Source organism: Sphingobacterium spiritivorum ATCC 33861, assembly GCF_000143765.1.
Lineage (GTDB): Bacteria > Bacteroidota > Bacteroidia > Sphingobacteriales > Sphingobacteriaceae > Sphingobacterium > Sphingobacterium spiritivorum.
Genome location: NZ_GL379771.1, coordinates 579324 through 595260 on the forward strand (window position 1 = coordinate 579324; position 15937 = coordinate 595260).

Consider the following 15937-nt stretch of genomic DNA (forward strand, 5'->3'; position numbering starts at 1 on the left):
ATATTGCCTTATTATCCCTTTTACTCTGATGTTGTTATTAAATTAAAAGACTAAAGAACAGCGTAAATATCAGCTTCACGCATAATTAGATATTCTTTTCCTTCGTAAGTAATCTCTGTACCTGCATACTTGCCATATAACACTTTATCGCCAACTTTAACAGTTAGAGGCTCGTCTACTTTACCACTACCTACAGCTACAACAGTTCCGCTTTGAGGTTTTTCTTTTGCCGTATCAGGGATATAAATACCTGATGCTGTTTTTTCTTCTGCAGGAGCAGCTTCTATTACCACTCTGTCTCCGATAGGTTTAATGTTTAATGCCATAATATTATTCTCCTATTATTTTTAATTGATTGTTTATGTAAAAGTTTACATGAACAAGTCAACATCAATTATGCCAAAGGATGTTTTTAAAGTTTTGTTGTCAATTTTTCACAAAAAGTCTGAAATTTCTGACAGAGGCGTTTTTTTCAGTGTCATGATGTCAGCCACAGATGACATAAAAAAAGCCCTGTTCATGTTGAATAGGGCTTGAATATTGTTTTCTTTAAAAGTCTATTATTTTGCAGAATCTGTTTTACCAGGAGCTGCAGCAGGTGCTTGTTGTTGTTGTTGTTGTTGTTGTGCAGGATTCAGATTTAAAGGACCTTGCTGAGCCGGAGCCTCAATCTGATCACTTAATCCACCCTTTGAAGCTGCTCCGCCTTTAGACGGGCCCAGGATATTGACAGCCAGACAAAATACCATTAAAGCTATGACCAATGTCCATGTTCCTTTTTCCAGAAAATCACCTGTACGTTTTACGCCCATCAAATTTGATCCTCCTGAAAATCCTGAAGAAAGACCTCCTCCTTTTGGATTTTGAATCAACACCATAAGTGCCAACAGTACACTGGTTAATATGATCAAGACAATTAATAATGTTTGCATTTCTTTGTATTATTTATTTAGTTTAATTTTTGCTCTAATTCTTTAATGCGGCCAGCAAAGTAAGCATTTTTTTCCGGGAATTTCAAAATTAATTTTTTATACACCTCAATCGCTTTCGGAAACAAGCCCTGATCTGCATAAATAATTGCTAATGTCTCGGTGACCAGCGTAAATTGTTCTTCGGCGCTTTTTCTGGCTTTGTTCTCCATGTTCAGCTGATCGGCCTGAGGAGGTTTAATCTGTGGTTCTTCCCGAATAAATTTTTCAATAACATCATCCAGCTTCTTCGGAAGGGGTTGCACAGGCTTATGCTTTACTTCTTCGCTCAGTTTGGCTTCAGGTGATTGTGAACGGAAAACATGCTCGCGAATCTGCTGATCCAGAATATGTTCATCTAATTTGGACGGATCAAACTGACCTTTCTGGGGCTTTGGCAATTTGACTTCTGCAAATGGTCGGTACGTACCGGCATGTTCCAAGCGTGTCTTGTGTAACCACCACAGAAAACTATAAGGCATCAGATCATCATGATAAAGACTGACTCTTTCTTCTTCTTCTTCTGAAGAAACCTGTACAATTTCTTCACCAGACAGCTGAAATTCAGTAAAATATTCTTTTTCAAGTTCCGCCGTTTCTTCCTCCTGTGGATCCGGTACAATCTCTTCACCGGATAATTGAAACTCCGGAAAATACTCCTTTTCAAGCTGAGCCTCTTCCATTTCATTTGCAACTTCCACCGGCTCCTCTTCTATAACTTCCTCCTCCACATATTCGGTCGGAACAGTTTCTTCCTTAGTTTCAGTATAGGATTCGTTATCTATACTGATTGATTCCTCTTCTTTCTCAGCAGATACCTGATCTACATCTTCAAAGGCAATGTAGCCATCCGGCTCTGCTTCCAATTCCGGTACAAGGAGAGGTTGTCTGCTTACATATTCGGACAACCAGGCTGCATTGGGAGCATACAATAATGCTAATGAATTGTGCGACAAGGTTCCTGTTGACAGAAACTGCTGACGCTCATATGCAAAACGAATAGGTTGTGCATAAGGATATTCTTCCACTAAGCGCTGCAGATCTTCAGCCGGAAGTTGTCCGGGATCTGCCAATGCCTGATGAAATATTTCAACCTTAGACTTACTTGTATTTTCCATAATGTATAGGCTACCAATTCGCAAATGCGCGGTTATATATATCTTCCGTCAGCATTTCAATAATATCTTTCGTCAATCCTTCCTCCTGCGACTGAACCGTTCCGGAAAAATCTTTGAAACGTGTGAACGTCTGCTCGCTAAAACCATCCTCCGGTTTTTTCTGATTGGTATAAGTTACTTTGACTGTGATTGTCAGCCGGTTCAACGCTGCCATATCCGTACGAGCCTCAACAGCAGCTGGCGTAATTGTATAATTTGTAATAAATCCTTCGAAGATAGCATCCCCGCCTGTGTTGACCTGACTAAGTCTGGTCTGATTACGAAAACGGGTTTTGAGAGCCTCTGTAAAGTTTTGACTTAATGTAGCATACACCATAGGTGCGATATTTTCGAAGAACTGTACATTTACAGTTTTCATATCCGCAGGAATGGAACCTCCTGTAAAACTATATTTTACACCACAACTGGAAACGGTAAACAGCATCACAGTTGCCGTTATTATCAGATTTAGATAGACTTGCTTTAACTTACGCATCGGGTCGAATATTAATCTAAATTTAAGTCTTTAATTTTTCTATAGAGTGTCCGCTCTGAAATACCCAATTCCTGAGCAGCAGCTTTACGCTTACCTTTATGCTTTTTCAACGCTTTCTTGATCAGATCGGACTCTTTTTCTGTCAATGAAAGAGATTCTTCCACTTCTTCCACATCCTGTGTCTCATACGAGTTGAAGTCAACATTAGGCGAATGAGCCGGACGGGCATTATGGATCGTCCATGAGGATTCGGATTGCTCAGCCAGCATGGATGATGCAGGCTGTACTTCCTGATACAATTGATTGATGTAAGGCGAATTTTGATCAAAAGTACTGGGGTTAACTCCTTTCTGGATTAATTCGACCACAAGCTTCTTCAGATCTACCATATCCTTTTTCATATCGAACAATACCTTATACAAGATATCGCGTTCTGAAAAGTCATCTTTTGGTGCATTTTGAGGCACGAAAACCGGCAGATTTGAATGCTCCGCAGGAAGATAGTTCTGAAGGATAACCGCATTTACAATACGTTCTTTTTCCAATACCGCAATCTGTTCAGCAATATTCTTTAGCTGACGCACATTCCCCGGCCAACTGTAGTTCATGAGCGACTGTTGCGCATCATCTGTAAGTTGTACACCCGGACTGCGGTACTTATCAGCAAAATCAACAACAAACTTTCTAAAAAGCAGATTAATATCTTCTTTACGCTCCCGCAACGCAGGAATGCGCAATGGAACGGTATTCAAACGATAATACAGGTCTTCTCTGAATTTACCTTTTTTTACTGCTTCAAACATATCCACATTTGTTGCAGCCACTACACGGACATTTGTTTTCTGAACTTTTGAAGATCCGACACGGATATATTCTCCGGTTTCCAGAACTCTCAACAAACGTGCCTGAGTACCTAAAGGTAATTCACCCACTTCGTCCAAAAAGATGGTACCTCCGTCTACGACTTCAAAATATCCTTTACGTGCTTCATGTGCTCCTGTGAAAGATCCTTTCTCATGGCCAAAAAGCTCTGAATCAATAGTCCCTTCGGGAATAGCTCCACAATTGACGGCGATAAAGGGGCCGTGTTTGCGCGAACTTAACTGATGTATGATATGTGAGAATACTTCCTTACCACTGCCACTCTCTCCCTGAATCAATACGGAAATATCTGTGGGAGCGACCTGTCTGGCCACATCGATTGCTCTGTTGAGTAAAGGAGAGTTGCCAATTATACCAAATCTGTTTTTTATATCTTGATTATCCACAGTTTTATTTCTTTAAGAAATTTGAAGATTAATTTTGTTTCGTTACTCTACGATACGACCAAGTAAAGTAGCTGAAGTACAGGACTCTCCAATTACATTTACATAATCTCCTATTTTATAACGATTATCTACAGGGAACACGACCATTGCATTCTGATCATTACGTCCGGCAAAGTCTTGATCTGATCTTTTGGAATATCCTTCAATCAGTATTTTATGCACTTTCCCTACAAAATTCTGAATGCGGTAATGACTGTGTAAACGCTGTTTGGCTACAACTTCTGTCAAACGACGTTTTTTGATTTCCTCCGGAATATCATCTTCATAACGTTTGGCCGCCAGTGTGCCCGGTCTTTCCGAATATGCAAACATATATGCATAGTCATATTTGACATAGTCCATCATGGAAAGCGTTTCCTGATGTTCTTCTTCTGTCTCTGTACAGAATCCTGTGATCACATCTGTAGAAATACCACATTCCGGCAGAATGCGACGAATCGCATCAACACGATCTATATACCATGCTCTGTCATATGTACGATTCATCAATTCCAATACTCTGGAATTACCGGACTGTACAGGAAGGTGTATATAATTGCAGATATTTTCATATCTGGCCATGGTATGTAATACTTCGTCTGTAATATCTTTAGGATGGGAGGTCGAAAACCGAACGCGTAACAGCGGGCTTACATCTGCTACTTTTGCCAGTAGCTGAGCAAAATTAACAGGTTCTGCCGGAGATTCTCCTTCTGCAACCGGTGCAGTAAACTTATAGGAGTCCACATTCTGCCCTAATAAAGTCACTTCTCTGTATCCGGCATTGAACAGGTCCTGTGCTTCCTTAATGATGGAATCAACATCTCTGCTTCGCTCACGGCCACGTGTAAACGGTACGACACAGAAAGAACACATATTGTCACAGCCTCTCATAATAGAAATAAAAGCTGTAATTCCATTGGTATTCAGACGTACCGGATTAATATCTGCATAGGTCTCTTCTCTGGACAGCAATACATTGACAGCTTTTGCCCCGTCATCGACCTGTTCGATCAGATTGGGAAGGTCACGGTATGCATCCGGTCCTACTACGACATCGACCAGTTTTTCTTCTTCTAAGAACTTAGATTTCAAACGTTCAGCCATACAGCCTAATACACCTACGATCATGCCCGGATTTTTGGATTTTGCAAATTCAAACTCCTTCAAACGATTACGCACGCGGGTTTCGGCATTTTCACGGATAGAACAGGTATTGATAAATACGACATCCGCTTCATTGAAGTCTTTCGTCGTCTCAAAACCTTTATCCATTAAAATAGAAGCTACGATTTCACTGTCAGAAAAGTTCATCTGACAGCCGTAACTCTCTATATAAAGCTTTCTTCCGTTACTATTTTCCGCGCTTGCCTCCAACTGCAAAGCCTCTCCCTGACGGGATTCGTCATGCTCTTTAGTGCTATGTGATAAATCTATCATTGTCAAAATTCAAAGAATACAAAGTTAGGAATAAAAAATCACAAAACGTGACATATTGGCAGGATAAACAAGCTTTGACTAAAATTTAACATTCCAAAAAGAAAGGGCATTATCCTCGCGACAATGCCCTTCCGGTAAAAGTTTAAAAAGTATTATTTATTTTGTTGCATTAATAGCATCTTGTTTCATTTTATCACCTGCTACGATAACAATCTCTACACGACGATTTTCCGCACGACCAGCATCTGTATCATTACTTGCCAGTGGCTCAGAGTAGTTCTTACCTTCTGTGTTGATACGACCACCATTCAATCCCTGTGAAACGGCATATGTTTTTACTGCTGCTGCACGAGCTTCAGAAACTTTCTGATTAGCTGCTAATGATCCAATGTTATCTGTGTGACCAATAACCAAAATTTTGGTATCAGGCTCTTTATTCAATGTTGCAACTAATTTGCTGATGTTTGTTTTTGCTGAAGCTTTCAGATCAGATTTGTTAAAATCAAATAAAATACCTTCATCGAATTTAACAATGATACCTTCATCAGATTTGATTACTTCCGCACCAGCTACTGTATTTTCGATTTCAGCTGCCTGCTTATCCATTTTTTTACCGATCAATGCACCTGCTGCACCACCGATTACTGCTCCGGCAATTGCACCTACTGCTGTATTACCAGCTTTTCCTCCGATAAGCGCTCCCAGGGCACCACCACCTGCAGTACCGATAGCGGCACCTTTAGTGGTACTGTTCATGTTCTGAATAGTAGAACAACTTCCAAATAACATTGCAGAGGTAGCTAATGTCAAACCAAAAACAGCTATTTTCTTATTTACTTTCATAATCATTTTTTTTTCTAATTCCAATCCTGTGTGTTGTGTATATTATCAAAACAAAGCATATGCCAAAATACTTGTAAAATATCCCTGCAATCAAAAAAACCTTGTTAAATCAATAATTAACAAGGTTTTCATTCTATTTTTTTTATTTCTCCTGCGGAGGAATTGCTAACTTAGGAAGTCGTTCGGGCTTTGGCCGTCCATCTTTTTCGAACTTTTCGAACGATTTTTTGACATAATTCATAATATCATACTGTCCCCAGTGCTGCACCATATCCGGGGACGGCCGGTATATAGACATGAAAGATTCCAGATCTTCTCCCTGAAGTGCAGTAATATTGGTGACTGTAGACCGGGTAAAAACTCTGTCCACTTTGGCCTCTTCGATCTCTCTATCCATATATCCCTGAAAACGTTTTGCATTTTTTGCTTCACGGCCAAAAAGATTATACAATGCTGTAGCAGGACTTGCAAGATAGGTCATCGTCTTATTCTTTCCTCCGTTATAAATACCTTTCTTCTCATAATCGCGCATGATGTTATTCATTTCTGCTTCCTTTGTCATACGTTCGACAATAACTGTCTCCAGCTTAATACCGGCCTGCATATCAATCAGAATATCATCTTTACTATACAGAATTGTCTTTACTGATCCATATCCGATTTTTGAGAAGTATAAACTATCTCCTATAGATGCATCTATATTAAAAACCCCAAAATTATTTGTAATACCCACTCTTCGGGTACGCAGATTGGTAACATTAACATCTGAGAGTCTGGTACCGGTTCCTTTCTCCATAACCAAACCACTAACCTGACTCATGGTCTGGGAATGAGATGCCTGGATATTGAATCCCAAGAAAAGAATCAACAGATAAAATCCAAACTTATACTTTGTTAACTTATACATACAGGCTAAAAGTAACAATACTTTAATAAATCAAAATGTTAAAAATACCTAAAAGAGTATACCGGATTATTTGTACGGATAGAATACAAAATTGGCTCCTTCCGGCACGATCACAAACAGACACATATAGTCTTCCGGTTTTTTGTAGGTACGCTCAAAATAAGCTTTCCGATCCTCTTTTATCAATCCTCTTTCTACAAATTCTTCAAGAGAAGAGGCATTTATACTCCAATTGGTATTCAGATCAGTTTTATCTAATATCACCTCTCCCACACTCACCTGATGCTGATGGGCCACAAAGATTGGAAACAGGGTATATCCTTCAGACAGCATTTCTGTAGCCACTTCTTTGATCGATTCTGCATAAAAATCAAGATCTACTTTCAGACTTTCCAACGGACTTTTCTGTTCTTTCTGTCCGTCTCCTCCGGCCTGATTTTTCAATAATTGTTCCAAATCCATACGCTTACCTTTTCAATTTTAATAACACCACATTTTCAACGTGTTGCGTGTGCGGAAACATATCAACAGGCTTGATACGATCCACCGTATATTTTTCATTCAATAATGCAAGATCGCGCGCCTGTGTAGCAGCATTACAGCTGACATATACAATTTTTTCTGCTTCCATTTCCAGCAATCGTTGTACCACATCTCCATGCATTCCTGCACGTGGAGGGTCTGTAATGACAACATCCGGTTTTCCGTGCTCAGCTATAAAATCTGCTGTGAGCACATCTTTCATATCGCCGGCATAGAATTTTGTATTGCCGATCTGATTGATAGCTGAATTGATTTTAGCATCTTCAATAGCTGTAGGCACATATTCTACACCGATCACTTCACGTGCCGTTTTGGCAACGAAGTTGGCAATAGTACCTGCACCTGTATAAAGATCATACACTAACTCATCTCCTGTCAATCCTGCAAATTCTCTTGTAATCTTATACAATTCGTATGCCTGAAGTGAATTTGTCTGATAAAATGACTTTGGTCCGATTTTATATTTTAATCCTTCCATCTCTTCATAGATAAAATCTCTTCCTTTGAAGATGTGAATATCCTGATCGAAGATGGTATCATTTTTTTTCTGATTGATGATATACAGCAGAGAATCAATATCCGGAAAACTGTTATTGATATAATTCATCAGTAACTCTACCTGTCCTTCTTGAGGATAAGCAAATACGACAATCACCATCAATTCTCCTGTAGAAGCTGTACGTATGATAAGATTACGCAAAGCTCCGGCGTGTTCGCGGAGGTCATAAAAAGAAATCTGATGCTCTATTGCAAATGCACGTATCTGATTACGGATGGCATTGGAAGGATCCTGCTGTAAATAACAATGGTCTATATCGAGAATTTTGTCAAAACGTCCGGGAACATGAAATCCCAGGGCATTCATTTCCAGTCCTTCATTAGCATCATCTACAGAAGTAAGCCACCTTTTATTTGAGAATGTATATTCCAGTTTATTACGGTAATACTCGGTCTCACCAGATCCCAAAATAGGCTCCATAATCGAAGTATCTACCTTACCTATTCTTGCAAGCACATTATCAACAGTCTGTTGTTTAAATTTCAACTGGCCATTATAATCCATATGCTGCCACTTGCAACCGCCACATACCCCGAAGTGTTCACAAAAGGGATCTATGCGGTATTCGGAAGCCTTCTTAAGTGCTGCGACTTTCGCTTCAGCGAAATTTTTCTTTTTCCTGATCAATTCCACATCTACGACATCACCAGGTATGGCCTTATCAATAAATAACACCAATTCATCGGTTTTACCTACTCCTTTTCCCTCTTCAGCGATATCAATAACAGCAATATCCGAAATAAACTTTTTCTCTTGTGGAATTCTTCTTCTCATGATAGGCGCAAAAATACAGTTTTTACCGGAAATAATCAGACCTTCAATGCGATCATAACATGAAGCAGATTAGATCAGTGCTGCCTGTACAAGATATGGGAGTATTTCTTTTTGGAAAGAAATAAAATTTTTGCGTACGTCAGCATCAGATACCGCTGTGAAAGCAAATGAAAAAACAACGTTTTTACTGGTTTTAATAAGGAAGGTCAACTTCTCTTCAGGAACTTCGCTGGCGATAGCCTCATTCTGTATAAATGAGCTCAGCAGCAAAAACTCCAGATCTTCCGACAGGGTTTTTAGATATTCCTGGGCATTGGCGGATTCCCGTATAAATTCCCATCCGACAAACTCATTACATACGGTATACGTCAAACGACTGACACGCAGAATGGTATTGGCCAGAAAAGTAGAAAGATCTTTTTGATTTACATTTTTATCAAGGATGTCCTTAACATTTTCACGGATATAATCCATCAGGATCGCGTGCAGGATAAGTTCCTTACTGACAAAATATTTATAGACAGTGGCCTTGGAAACATTGGCCATTTTTGCCAGTTCGTTTACACTGGTCTTGTTGTAGCCGTATCGTCTGAACAGCTCTCTGGCAGCCTTTTTTATGGATGTAACTATTTTTTCAGGCTCCATATATCAATTTTGGATAATATAGGTATCACCTTGCTTCATCACATAATAGGGCTTCAGCGGACATTCTGCAATATCCAGCGGCGAGCCATCCAGCAAGAGCCATTTAGCACCACTCACCGGATCTTTTACAACATTGGGATTTTCATCCAGCACCACCTTGTTTCGCTGTTCCGGATTGACTGTGCTGCATCGGTCATAGGCAATAAAGGTATTATTGCCTGTATTGTATACAATGACACCTGCAACACCGATTCCATTAATCACATCTGCTCCTCCAGCTGCAAACAGCTTAGGATTGCTTGACTGACTGAATCGATAGTGCACACTCACACTTGGTACAACATTACAACCTCCCTTAGAACAGGAGTATACTAATAAAGTAATACATGCAACGATACCAAGTCTGAGCAATGCTTTCATTTATATAATTTCTGTTTGGAACTGATTCAGAAAACGAACATCATTCTCAGAAAACAGACGTAAATCTCTGATTTCATATTTCAGATTCGTAATACGTTCTATACCCATACCAAATGCAAATCCGGAATACTTAGTACTATCTATACCACAGTTTTCCAACACATTAGGATCAACCATACCACACCCCAAGATTTCTACCCAGCCGGAGTATTTACATAACTGGCAACCGGCACCTTTACAAATGGTACAGGAAATATCCATCTCAGCGGAAGGTTCTGTGAATGGAAAATAAGACGGTCTGAACCGTACTTTTGTACCTTCTCCGTATAGTTCCTGTACGAAATGATACAGGGTCTGCTTAAGATCTGCAAATGATACATTTTCATCCACATACAGCCCTTCTACCTGATGAAAAAAGCAATGTGCACGTGCAGATATGGCTTCATTACGATATACGCGTCCCGGCATAATAGCTCTGAACGGTGGTTTACCAGCCTCCATCAGACGCACCTGTACAGAAGAGGTGTGCGTACGAAGGGCAATATCATTACCATCTTGTTTTTTGATAAAAAAAGTATCCTGCATATCCCTTGCCGGATGTTCGGGCGGGAAGTTCAGTGCAGAGAAATTGTGCCAGTCGTCTTCAATCTCCGGCCCTTCTGCAACGATAAAACCCAGCTTCTTGAAGATCTCAACAATTTCTTTTCTAACCAGAGATAAGGGATGACGGGCACCTAAGGTAAAGCCATCGCCCGGAAGGGTAAGATCTCCTTCTGCTTTGGCCTGACTTACTTGTCCTGTGGAACCAAATTGTTCCTGTGCCTGCTGATATTTACCTTCAGCCAGTTGTTTGAAATCATTTAGTACTTTACCTAAAACACGCTTTTCATCAGCAGGAGCGGCCTTAAATTCTTCAAATAAACTCTTGACTATTCCTTTGGAAACCAAAAATTTCAATCTGAAATTTTCTACATCAGCTGAAGTCTGCGGATTGAACTGCTCGATCTCTTCAGTATACTGCTTTATTTTATCTTGCAACATAAGGCCAAAGATACAGCAAAAATTAAAAAAGTTAAAATGACATCAGCATTGATTGTGTATTAGTTTTACGAATACCGACACCTGGTTGTCATATTATCAGGGTAACCGAAGATTTACACCTGCGGAGCATAATGCTTTATCTTACAAACAAACCAAAAAAGGATCCTGTTTTAGCAGAATCCTTTAGTAACATTATATCGTCTGTTTTCTTTTAAAACGGTAGTCCGTCATTGTCATCATCCAATTCTTTAAAGTCAACCTGCTGTTCTTTATTTTCTACGGCTTTATCTGCTGCCGCAGCAGTGGTTCCGCCCTGAGCTGGCTGTTCAAAATCAGATTTACGACCTAGTAAAGTAAAGTTCTCAGCTACTACTTCTGTAGTATATCTGCGAATCCCCTCCTTATCTTCATAAGTCCGCGTTCTGAGACGTCCTTCAATGTATACCAGACGCCCTTTGTTCAAATATTTGGCTGCAACATCGGCCAGGCCTCTCCACATCACGATATTGTGCCATTCTGTTTGTTCTACTTTTCGACCATCTTTGTTGAATGTTTCTGAAGTTGCTAACGGGAAACTGGCAACGCTGACGTTGCCTTCTAAGTAACGGATTTCAGGGTCCTTGCCCAGATGCCCAACCAAGATAACTTTGTTAATGCCTGACATGATATAAATTTAGGTGTTTAGTAATTAGCTAATGTTGGTTTCTATAAAACTAAAAATCAACTTATGTTGAGCTAATTTATTTAAATCTTTTAAGAATACATAATTCCAAGACTTTTTTTTCAACTTTAGTGCTGAAGGATTATTGACTTTATAGAATTGTGCATAAATATTCTGATGGCTGAGTATATGTTTGATTACATTGCCTTTTAATTCAAGGGAAATATCTTCTGAAAAATATTCTTTTGTACGTTCATCTTTCAGAATATCCAGACCGGAAAGTGGTTCTGTAGTTTCAATCATCGGAAATTCATACAGATTCTGCCATACATCTCCTTCTCCGCGTCTGGACATCATAATCTTATCATCTTCTTCTATAATAAAATAATGGAAATAGCGGTTTCTGCTACCTTTTCCTTTCTTTTTCAGAGGCAGCAGGTGTACTTTATCTTCTTTCGGGGCTACGCACTCCTGATTAAAAATACAACTGCCACAGGTCGGTGATTTGGGTTTGCATTGCATAGCTCCGAAATCCATAATAGCCTGATTATACCGCGCAGGATCATCTGCATCCAGCATTTCATTTGCCAGTTCGGTAAAAATCTTCTTTCCTGCCGGGGTATTGATTTCGACTTCTACTCCAAAATACCGGGATAATACACGGAAAACATTCCCATCCAATACTGCTTTGGCCTGATTTGCTGAAATGGATGAGATTGCTGCTGCAGTATATTCTCCTACTCCGGGAAGCTTAATAACTTCGTCATACGCTGTTGGAAAAATTCCTGCGAAATCAGAAACAACCATTCGTGCAGCCTTATGCATATTTCTTCCCCGGGAATAATACCCCAGACCTTGCCACAGGTTGAGTATATCATCCTCATCTGCGGAAGCGAGATCCTGAACAGTAGGATACTGCTCTGAAAACCGCATAAAATAAGGCATTCCCTGCTCTACACGGGTTTGTTGTAAAATAATCTCAGATAACCAGATGATATAAGGATCCTGTGTATGTCGCCAGGGCAAATCACGCCCATGCTGATCATACCAGGCAATTAATCTTTTTGAGAAGGACATAGACACAAAGTTGGGAAGATTTTTGCAATGTCAGAAATCAAACTATCATTATAGCTGAGATTGTAACAATTGCTCCAGTTCTTTCACTTTATTTGTATGCTTAGCAGCTATATTTTCTTTTTCTGCTTTATCGGTACGCAGATTATATAACTGCGGTTGCTCATCATTACCCAGTTCGATATTTACAGCTTTGTCTATTTTGGCTCCCTTTCGCGGTTTGATATACTTATAATCTCCCTGTATAATGGAAAAAGTACCTGAACTTTTCACGAGATAGGTACGCCCTTTCTTGTCGGCTCCTGTTAATGCTTTCCATTGGTTCTGACTATCTACAGCCTGATCTTTGGGATAAGAAACTCCTAACTGGCCGGCAAATGAAGCCAGCAAGTCTACTTGTCCGATCAGTGCATCTGACTGTTGCCCTCCTTTGATGACCGCAGGCCAGCTAACCAGAAAGGGCACACGTGAACCTGCTTCGAATGCACTGTATTTGCCGCCTCTCCATCCGCCGAATGCATCATGATTAGCAGATTTCTCTACGGCCTGATCAGCATATCCATCATCTAAAACCGGACCATTGTCACTGGTAAAAATAATGATGGTATTCTCATAAATACCGTTATTTTTTAGCTCCTGTACTAACTGACCTACAGTGTAATCCAGCTGGAGAATAGCATCTCCCCGAAGCCCCAGTTTGCTTTTGCCTTTAAATAAGGTTGCCGGCATACGCGGTACGTGAGGTTCTGTGGCATTGTAACATAAAAAAAATGGTTTCTTATGATTGGTTTTGATAAATTCTTTCGCCTTTTCAAAGAATGTCAGTGTAAGCTCTTCATCTGCCCATCTGGCATCTTTTCCTCCTGTCATCCAGCCTATGCGTCCTATGCCATTTACAATAGTATTATCATGCCCCTGACCGGGAGAAGCATACAGTTTCAGTAATTCCGGATTTTCTTTTCCTGTGGGCTCGTTCCCGATTTTTTGCCTGTAGTTTACTTTTATAGGATCTTTAGCATCTGCTGCAAGGACGTAATGGTTTTCGAGAAAAACTGTGGGAACACGATCTGCTGTAGCCGGAAAGATAAAAGAATAATCATATCCAACCTCTAATGGTCCGGGTGCAATTTTGCCATTCCAGTCTTTTTCTACCTGTTCTCCTAATCCAAGATGCCATTTCCCCACAATCCCTGTAGTATAGCCTTGCTGATGAAATACTTTGGGAAGTGTGATCTTATCCTGAGGGATGATAAGTGCCGCATCACCAGGTAAGATACCTGTACCTTTTGCACGATAAGGATTGTTACCGGTCATTAGTGCATAACGGGACGGCGTACAGGTAGAGGCTGCAGCATGCGCATTTGTAAATCTTATTCCGGAGGTCGCCAATTCATCCAGATGAGGTGTCTCTATGTCCTGACCGCCATAGATACTGAGATCACCATATCCCAGATCATCGACGTAAATCATCAGTACATTAGGTTTTTGTTTATTCTGTGCCTGCACCTGCTGACCTGCAAAGAGGAAAACAGCCAGACTGATGTAACAGCATATATGTTTCACATTCATAGTTTTTGTTCAAAAATAGCTTCTGCTTCTTTATCATCTACCAGCCTGATTTCTGCAAGCAGTTTCTTTTTCATGCGGCCGATAATTGAATCTGATGACTTGTCTGCGTATATATTGTGCATCTCATGTGGATCTTTTTCCAGATCATATAATTCCCATGATTCTACCCTTTTATAGAATCTGATAAGCTTGTATTTACCATCACTGACTCCAAAGTGCGGAGATACAGCGTGTGTTCCGTTCTCATAATAATGATAATAGCTGGATTTTCTGAAAGGCTTCTTCGCATCTTTCAGTACAGAATAGAACGATTTCCCTTGTATTTCCTTTGGTATTCTGACTCCTGCAATTTCCAATAAGGTAGGAGCAATATCGATATTCATTACCCGGGCTTCAGTATGTGTACCCGGTTTGATCACTCCCGGATATCGCGCCACCATAGGTGTACGGAAAGATTCTTCATACATAAAACGCTTATCGAACCACCCATGCTCTCCCATATAAAATCCCTGATCAGACAGATAGATTACAATCGTGTTATTCTTCAGTCCGTGCGTATCAAGATAATCCAGCACCTCGCCTATATTCCTGTCCAGAGAAGCGGCAGTATTAAGATAATCTATCATATAACGTCTATACTTCCACTCTTCCAGTTGTCTGCCGGAAAGTTTACGTGCGTAGAAATCGTCCTGAATTGGTTTGTAGTAAGCATAGTATTTCTCAAACTGACTTTCTGTAAAACGGGAAAAGTCATAATCTTTTCGCATATCTTCTTTTGTAGGATACATCTTCAGGTCATAGGGCAGCAACATATCTTTTGCAATACTCATCTCCTGGACAGCTGCAGCTTTTCTTTTGTCATACTGATCGTAGAAGTTATCCGGCAACGGAATTTCAGCCTGATCATAAGTCCCGAAATCTTTGGGATCAGGCAGCCATGAACGATGAGTAGCTTTATGGCCTAATATCAGACAGAATGGTTTATCTTTATTCAAGGTATCCAACCATTTTTCTGCTTTCTCGGTCACAATATCCGAAACATATCCTTCTATCTGTTCGCGTTTGTCTCCCTGATTAATAAAAACGGGATTAAAATAATGCCCCTGACCATCCAGTATACTGTAGTAGTCAAACCCTTGTGGTTTGGCTCCCAAATGTTGCTTGCCAATCCAGGCTGTGCGATAACCTGCTCCCTGTAAATCTTTGACGAAAGTAGACTGGCTATGATCAAAATGTGAATTTTCGTTATCCTTAAAGCCGTTTTTATGGCTGTACTTTCCGGTAAGCAATGTCGCTCTGCTGGGACCACAAAGCGAATTTGTAACATAGGCACGGTCAAAGACAGCTCCTTCTTTCGCTATACGATCAATATTCGGAGTACGTGCTACAGAAGAACCATATGCTCCGATAGTCTGAAAAGAATGGTCATCTGAAATAATAATCAGAATATTCGGTTTATTTTGTGCCTTTGAGATGCAGCTGATCAAAATAAAAAAACAAATTAGCAGGTATCTGTTCATCATGGTTAGGTAT

Annotated in this window: 17 protein-coding genes; all 17 read right to left on the bottom strand. The window is 40.1% G+C overall.

The features are described from left to right. Positions 1 to 50: 50 nt before the first annotated feature. The 17 genes from HMPREF0766_RS12580 to HMPREF0766_RS12660 all read right to left on the bottom strand — a co-directional run bounded on the left by HMPREF0766_RS12580 (position 51) and on the right by HMPREF0766_RS12660 (position 15927). On the bottom strand, positions 51 to 326 hold the full coding sequence (locus HMPREF0766_RS12580; RefSeq protein ID WP_002997808.1) for a co-chaperone GroES: 276 nt from the start codon (positions 324 to 326) through the stop codon (positions 51 to 53). 234 nt (positions 327 to 560) lie between these two features. Then, entirely contained in the window at positions 561 to 932 is a 372-nt protein-coding gene (gene secG, locus HMPREF0766_RS12585; RefSeq protein ID WP_002997812.1) for a preprotein translocase subunit SecG, read from the bottom strand. Positions 933 to 949: 17 nt separating this feature from the next. Continuing rightward, on the bottom strand, positions 950 to 2086 hold the full coding sequence (locus HMPREF0766_RS12590; RefSeq protein WP_002997814.1) for a hypothetical protein: 1137 nt from the start codon (positions 2084 to 2086) through the stop codon (positions 950 to 952). A gap of 10 nt (positions 2087 to 2096) precedes the next feature. Then, positions 2097 to 2621, bottom strand: a complete 525-nt coding sequence (locus HMPREF0766_RS12595; RefSeq protein ID WP_002997816.1) for an LptE family protein — start codon at positions 2619 to 2621, stop codon at positions 2097 to 2099. An 11-nt stretch (positions 2622 to 2632) separates the two neighbouring features. After that, positions 2633 to 3889, bottom strand: a complete 1257-nt coding sequence (locus HMPREF0766_RS12600) for a sigma-54-dependent Fis family transcriptional regulator (RefSeq protein ID WP_002997818.1) — start codon at positions 3887 to 3889, stop codon at positions 2633 to 2635. A 42-nt stretch (positions 3890 to 3931) separates the two neighbouring features. Further along, positions 3932 to 5368, bottom strand: a complete 1437-nt coding sequence (gene miaB / locus HMPREF0766_RS12605; RefSeq protein WP_002997820.1) for a tRNA (N6-isopentenyl adenosine(37)-C2)-methylthiotransferase MiaB — start codon at positions 5366 to 5368, stop codon at positions 3932 to 3934. Between the two features lie 156 nt (positions 5369 to 5524). Beyond that, the gene (locus tag HMPREF0766_RS12610) at positions 5525 to 6217 is read right to left on the bottom strand and encodes a YiaD family glycine zipper/OmpA-like lipoprotein (protein WP_002997822.1); all 693 of its coding nucleotides are present in this window, start codon (positions 6215 to 6217) and stop codon (positions 5525 to 5527) included. Between the two features lie 136 nt (positions 6218 to 6353). Further along, positions 6354 to 7118, bottom strand: a complete 765-nt coding sequence (locus tag HMPREF0766_RS12615) for a hypothetical protein (protein ID WP_002997824.1) — start codon at positions 7116 to 7118, stop codon at positions 6354 to 6356. A gap of 66 nt (positions 7119 to 7184) precedes the next feature. After that, positions 7185 to 7580 carry a hypothetical protein gene (locus tag HMPREF0766_RS12620; RefSeq protein WP_002997826.1) on the bottom strand — a complete coding sequence of 132 codons (396 nt, stop codon included), beginning with the start codon at positions 7578 to 7580 and terminating at the stop codon, positions 7185 to 7187. A gap of 4 nt (positions 7581 to 7584) precedes the next feature. Beyond that, the gene (gene rlmD / locus HMPREF0766_RS12625) at positions 7585 to 8994 is read right to left on the bottom strand and encodes a 23S rRNA (uracil(1939)-C(5))-methyltransferase RlmD (protein ID WP_002997828.1); all 1410 of its coding nucleotides are present in this window, start codon (positions 8992 to 8994) and stop codon (positions 7585 to 7587) included. Between the two features lie 69 nt (positions 8995 to 9063). Next, positions 9064 to 9639: a TetR/AcrR family transcriptional regulator gene (locus HMPREF0766_RS12630; RefSeq protein ID WP_002997829.1), complete on the bottom strand. Its 576-nt coding sequence runs from the start codon at positions 9637 to 9639 to the stop codon at positions 9064 to 9066. A 3-nt stretch (positions 9640 to 9642) separates the two neighbouring features. After that, positions 9643 to 10059, bottom strand: a complete 417-nt coding sequence (locus tag HMPREF0766_RS12635) for a hypothetical protein (protein ID WP_002997831.1) — start codon at positions 10057 to 10059, stop codon at positions 9643 to 9645. Continuing rightward, positions 10060 to 11100, bottom strand: coding sequence for a phenylalanine--tRNA ligase subunit alpha (gene pheS / locus HMPREF0766_RS12640; protein WP_002997833.1), 1041 nt, complete (start codon positions 11098 to 11100; stop codon positions 10060 to 10062). Between the two features lie 211 nt (positions 11101 to 11311). Next, on the bottom strand, positions 11312 to 11764 hold the full coding sequence (locus HMPREF0766_RS12645) for a single-stranded DNA-binding protein (RefSeq protein WP_002997837.1): 453 nt from the start codon (positions 11762 to 11764) through the stop codon (positions 11312 to 11314). A 24-nt stretch (positions 11765 to 11788) separates the two neighbouring features. Beyond that, positions 11789 to 12838 (bottom strand): A/G-specific adenine glycosylase, encoded by a 1050-nt coding sequence (gene mutY / locus HMPREF0766_RS12650; protein ID WP_002997839.1) that lies wholly within the window; start codon positions 12836 to 12838, stop codon positions 11789 to 11791. A gap of 48 nt (positions 12839 to 12886) precedes the next feature. Then, positions 12887 to 14404 (bottom strand): sulfatase family protein, encoded by a 1518-nt coding sequence (locus HMPREF0766_RS12655; protein WP_002997841.1) that lies wholly within the window; start codon positions 14402 to 14404, stop codon positions 12887 to 12889. After that, on the bottom strand, positions 14401 to 15927 hold the full coding sequence (locus HMPREF0766_RS12660; protein WP_002997842.1) for a sulfatase family protein: 1527 nt from the start codon (positions 15925 to 15927) through the stop codon (positions 14401 to 14403). Before HMPREF0766_RS12660 ends, HMPREF0766_RS12655 begins: the two co-directional genes overlap by 4 nt. Positions 15928 to 15937 lie beyond the last annotated feature (10 nt).

Coding starts and splice junctions, on each gene's coding strand:
- HMPREF0766_RS12580 (WP_002997808.1), bottom strand. CDS start 326: ATGGCATTAAACATTAAACCTATCGGAGACAGAGTGGTAATAGAAGCT.
- secG (WP_002997812.1), bottom strand. CDS start 932: ATGCAAACATTATTAATTGTCTTGATCATATTAACCAGTGTACTGTTG.
- HMPREF0766_RS12590 (WP_002997814.1), bottom strand. CDS start 2,086: ATGGAAAATACAAGTAAGTCTAAGGTTGAAATATTTCATCAGGCATTG.
- HMPREF0766_RS12595 (WP_002997816.1), bottom strand. CDS start 2,621: ATGCGTAAGTTAAAGCAAGTCTATCTAAATCTGATAATAACGGCAACT.
- miaB (WP_002997820.1), bottom strand. CDS start 5,368: ATGATAGATTTATCACATAGCACTAAAGAGCATGACGAATCCCGTCAG.
- HMPREF0766_RS12610 (WP_002997822.1), bottom strand. CDS start 6,217: ATGATTATGAAAGTAAATAAGAAAATAGCTGTTTTTGGTTTGACATTA.
- HMPREF0766_RS12615 (WP_002997824.1), bottom strand. CDS start 7,118: ATGTATAAGTTAACAAAGTATAAGTTTGGATTTTATCTGTTGATTCTT.
- HMPREF0766_RS12620 (WP_002997826.1), bottom strand. CDS start 7,580: ATGGATTTGGAACAATTATTGAAAAATCAGGCCGGAGGAGACGGACAG.
- rlmD (WP_002997828.1), bottom strand. CDS start 8,994: ATGAGAAGAAGAATTCCACAAGAGAAAAAGTTTATTTCGGATATTGCT.
- HMPREF0766_RS12630 (WP_002997829.1), bottom strand. CDS start 9,639: ATGGAGCCTGAAAAAATAGTTACATCCATAAAAAAGGCTGCCAGAGAG.
- HMPREF0766_RS12635 (WP_002997831.1), bottom strand. CDS start 10,059: ATGAAAGCATTGCTCAGACTTGGTATCGTTGCATGTATTACTTTATTA.
- pheS (WP_002997833.1), bottom strand. CDS start 11,100: ATGTTGCAAGATAAAATAAAGCAGTATACTGAAGAGATCGAGCAGTTC.
- HMPREF0766_RS12645 (WP_002997837.1), bottom strand. CDS start 11,764: ATGTCAGGCATTAACAAAGTTATCTTGGTTGGGCATCTGGGCAAGGAC.
- mutY (WP_002997839.1), bottom strand. CDS start 12,838: ATGTCCTTCTCAAAAAGATTAATTGCCTGGTATGATCAGCATGGGCGT.
- HMPREF0766_RS12655 (WP_002997841.1), bottom strand. CDS start 14,404: ATGAATGTGAAACATATATGCTGTTACATCAGTCTGGCTGTTTTCCTC.
- HMPREF0766_RS12660 (WP_002997842.1), bottom strand. CDS start 15,927: ATGATGAACAGATACCTGCTAATTTGTTTTTTTATTTTGATCAGCTGC.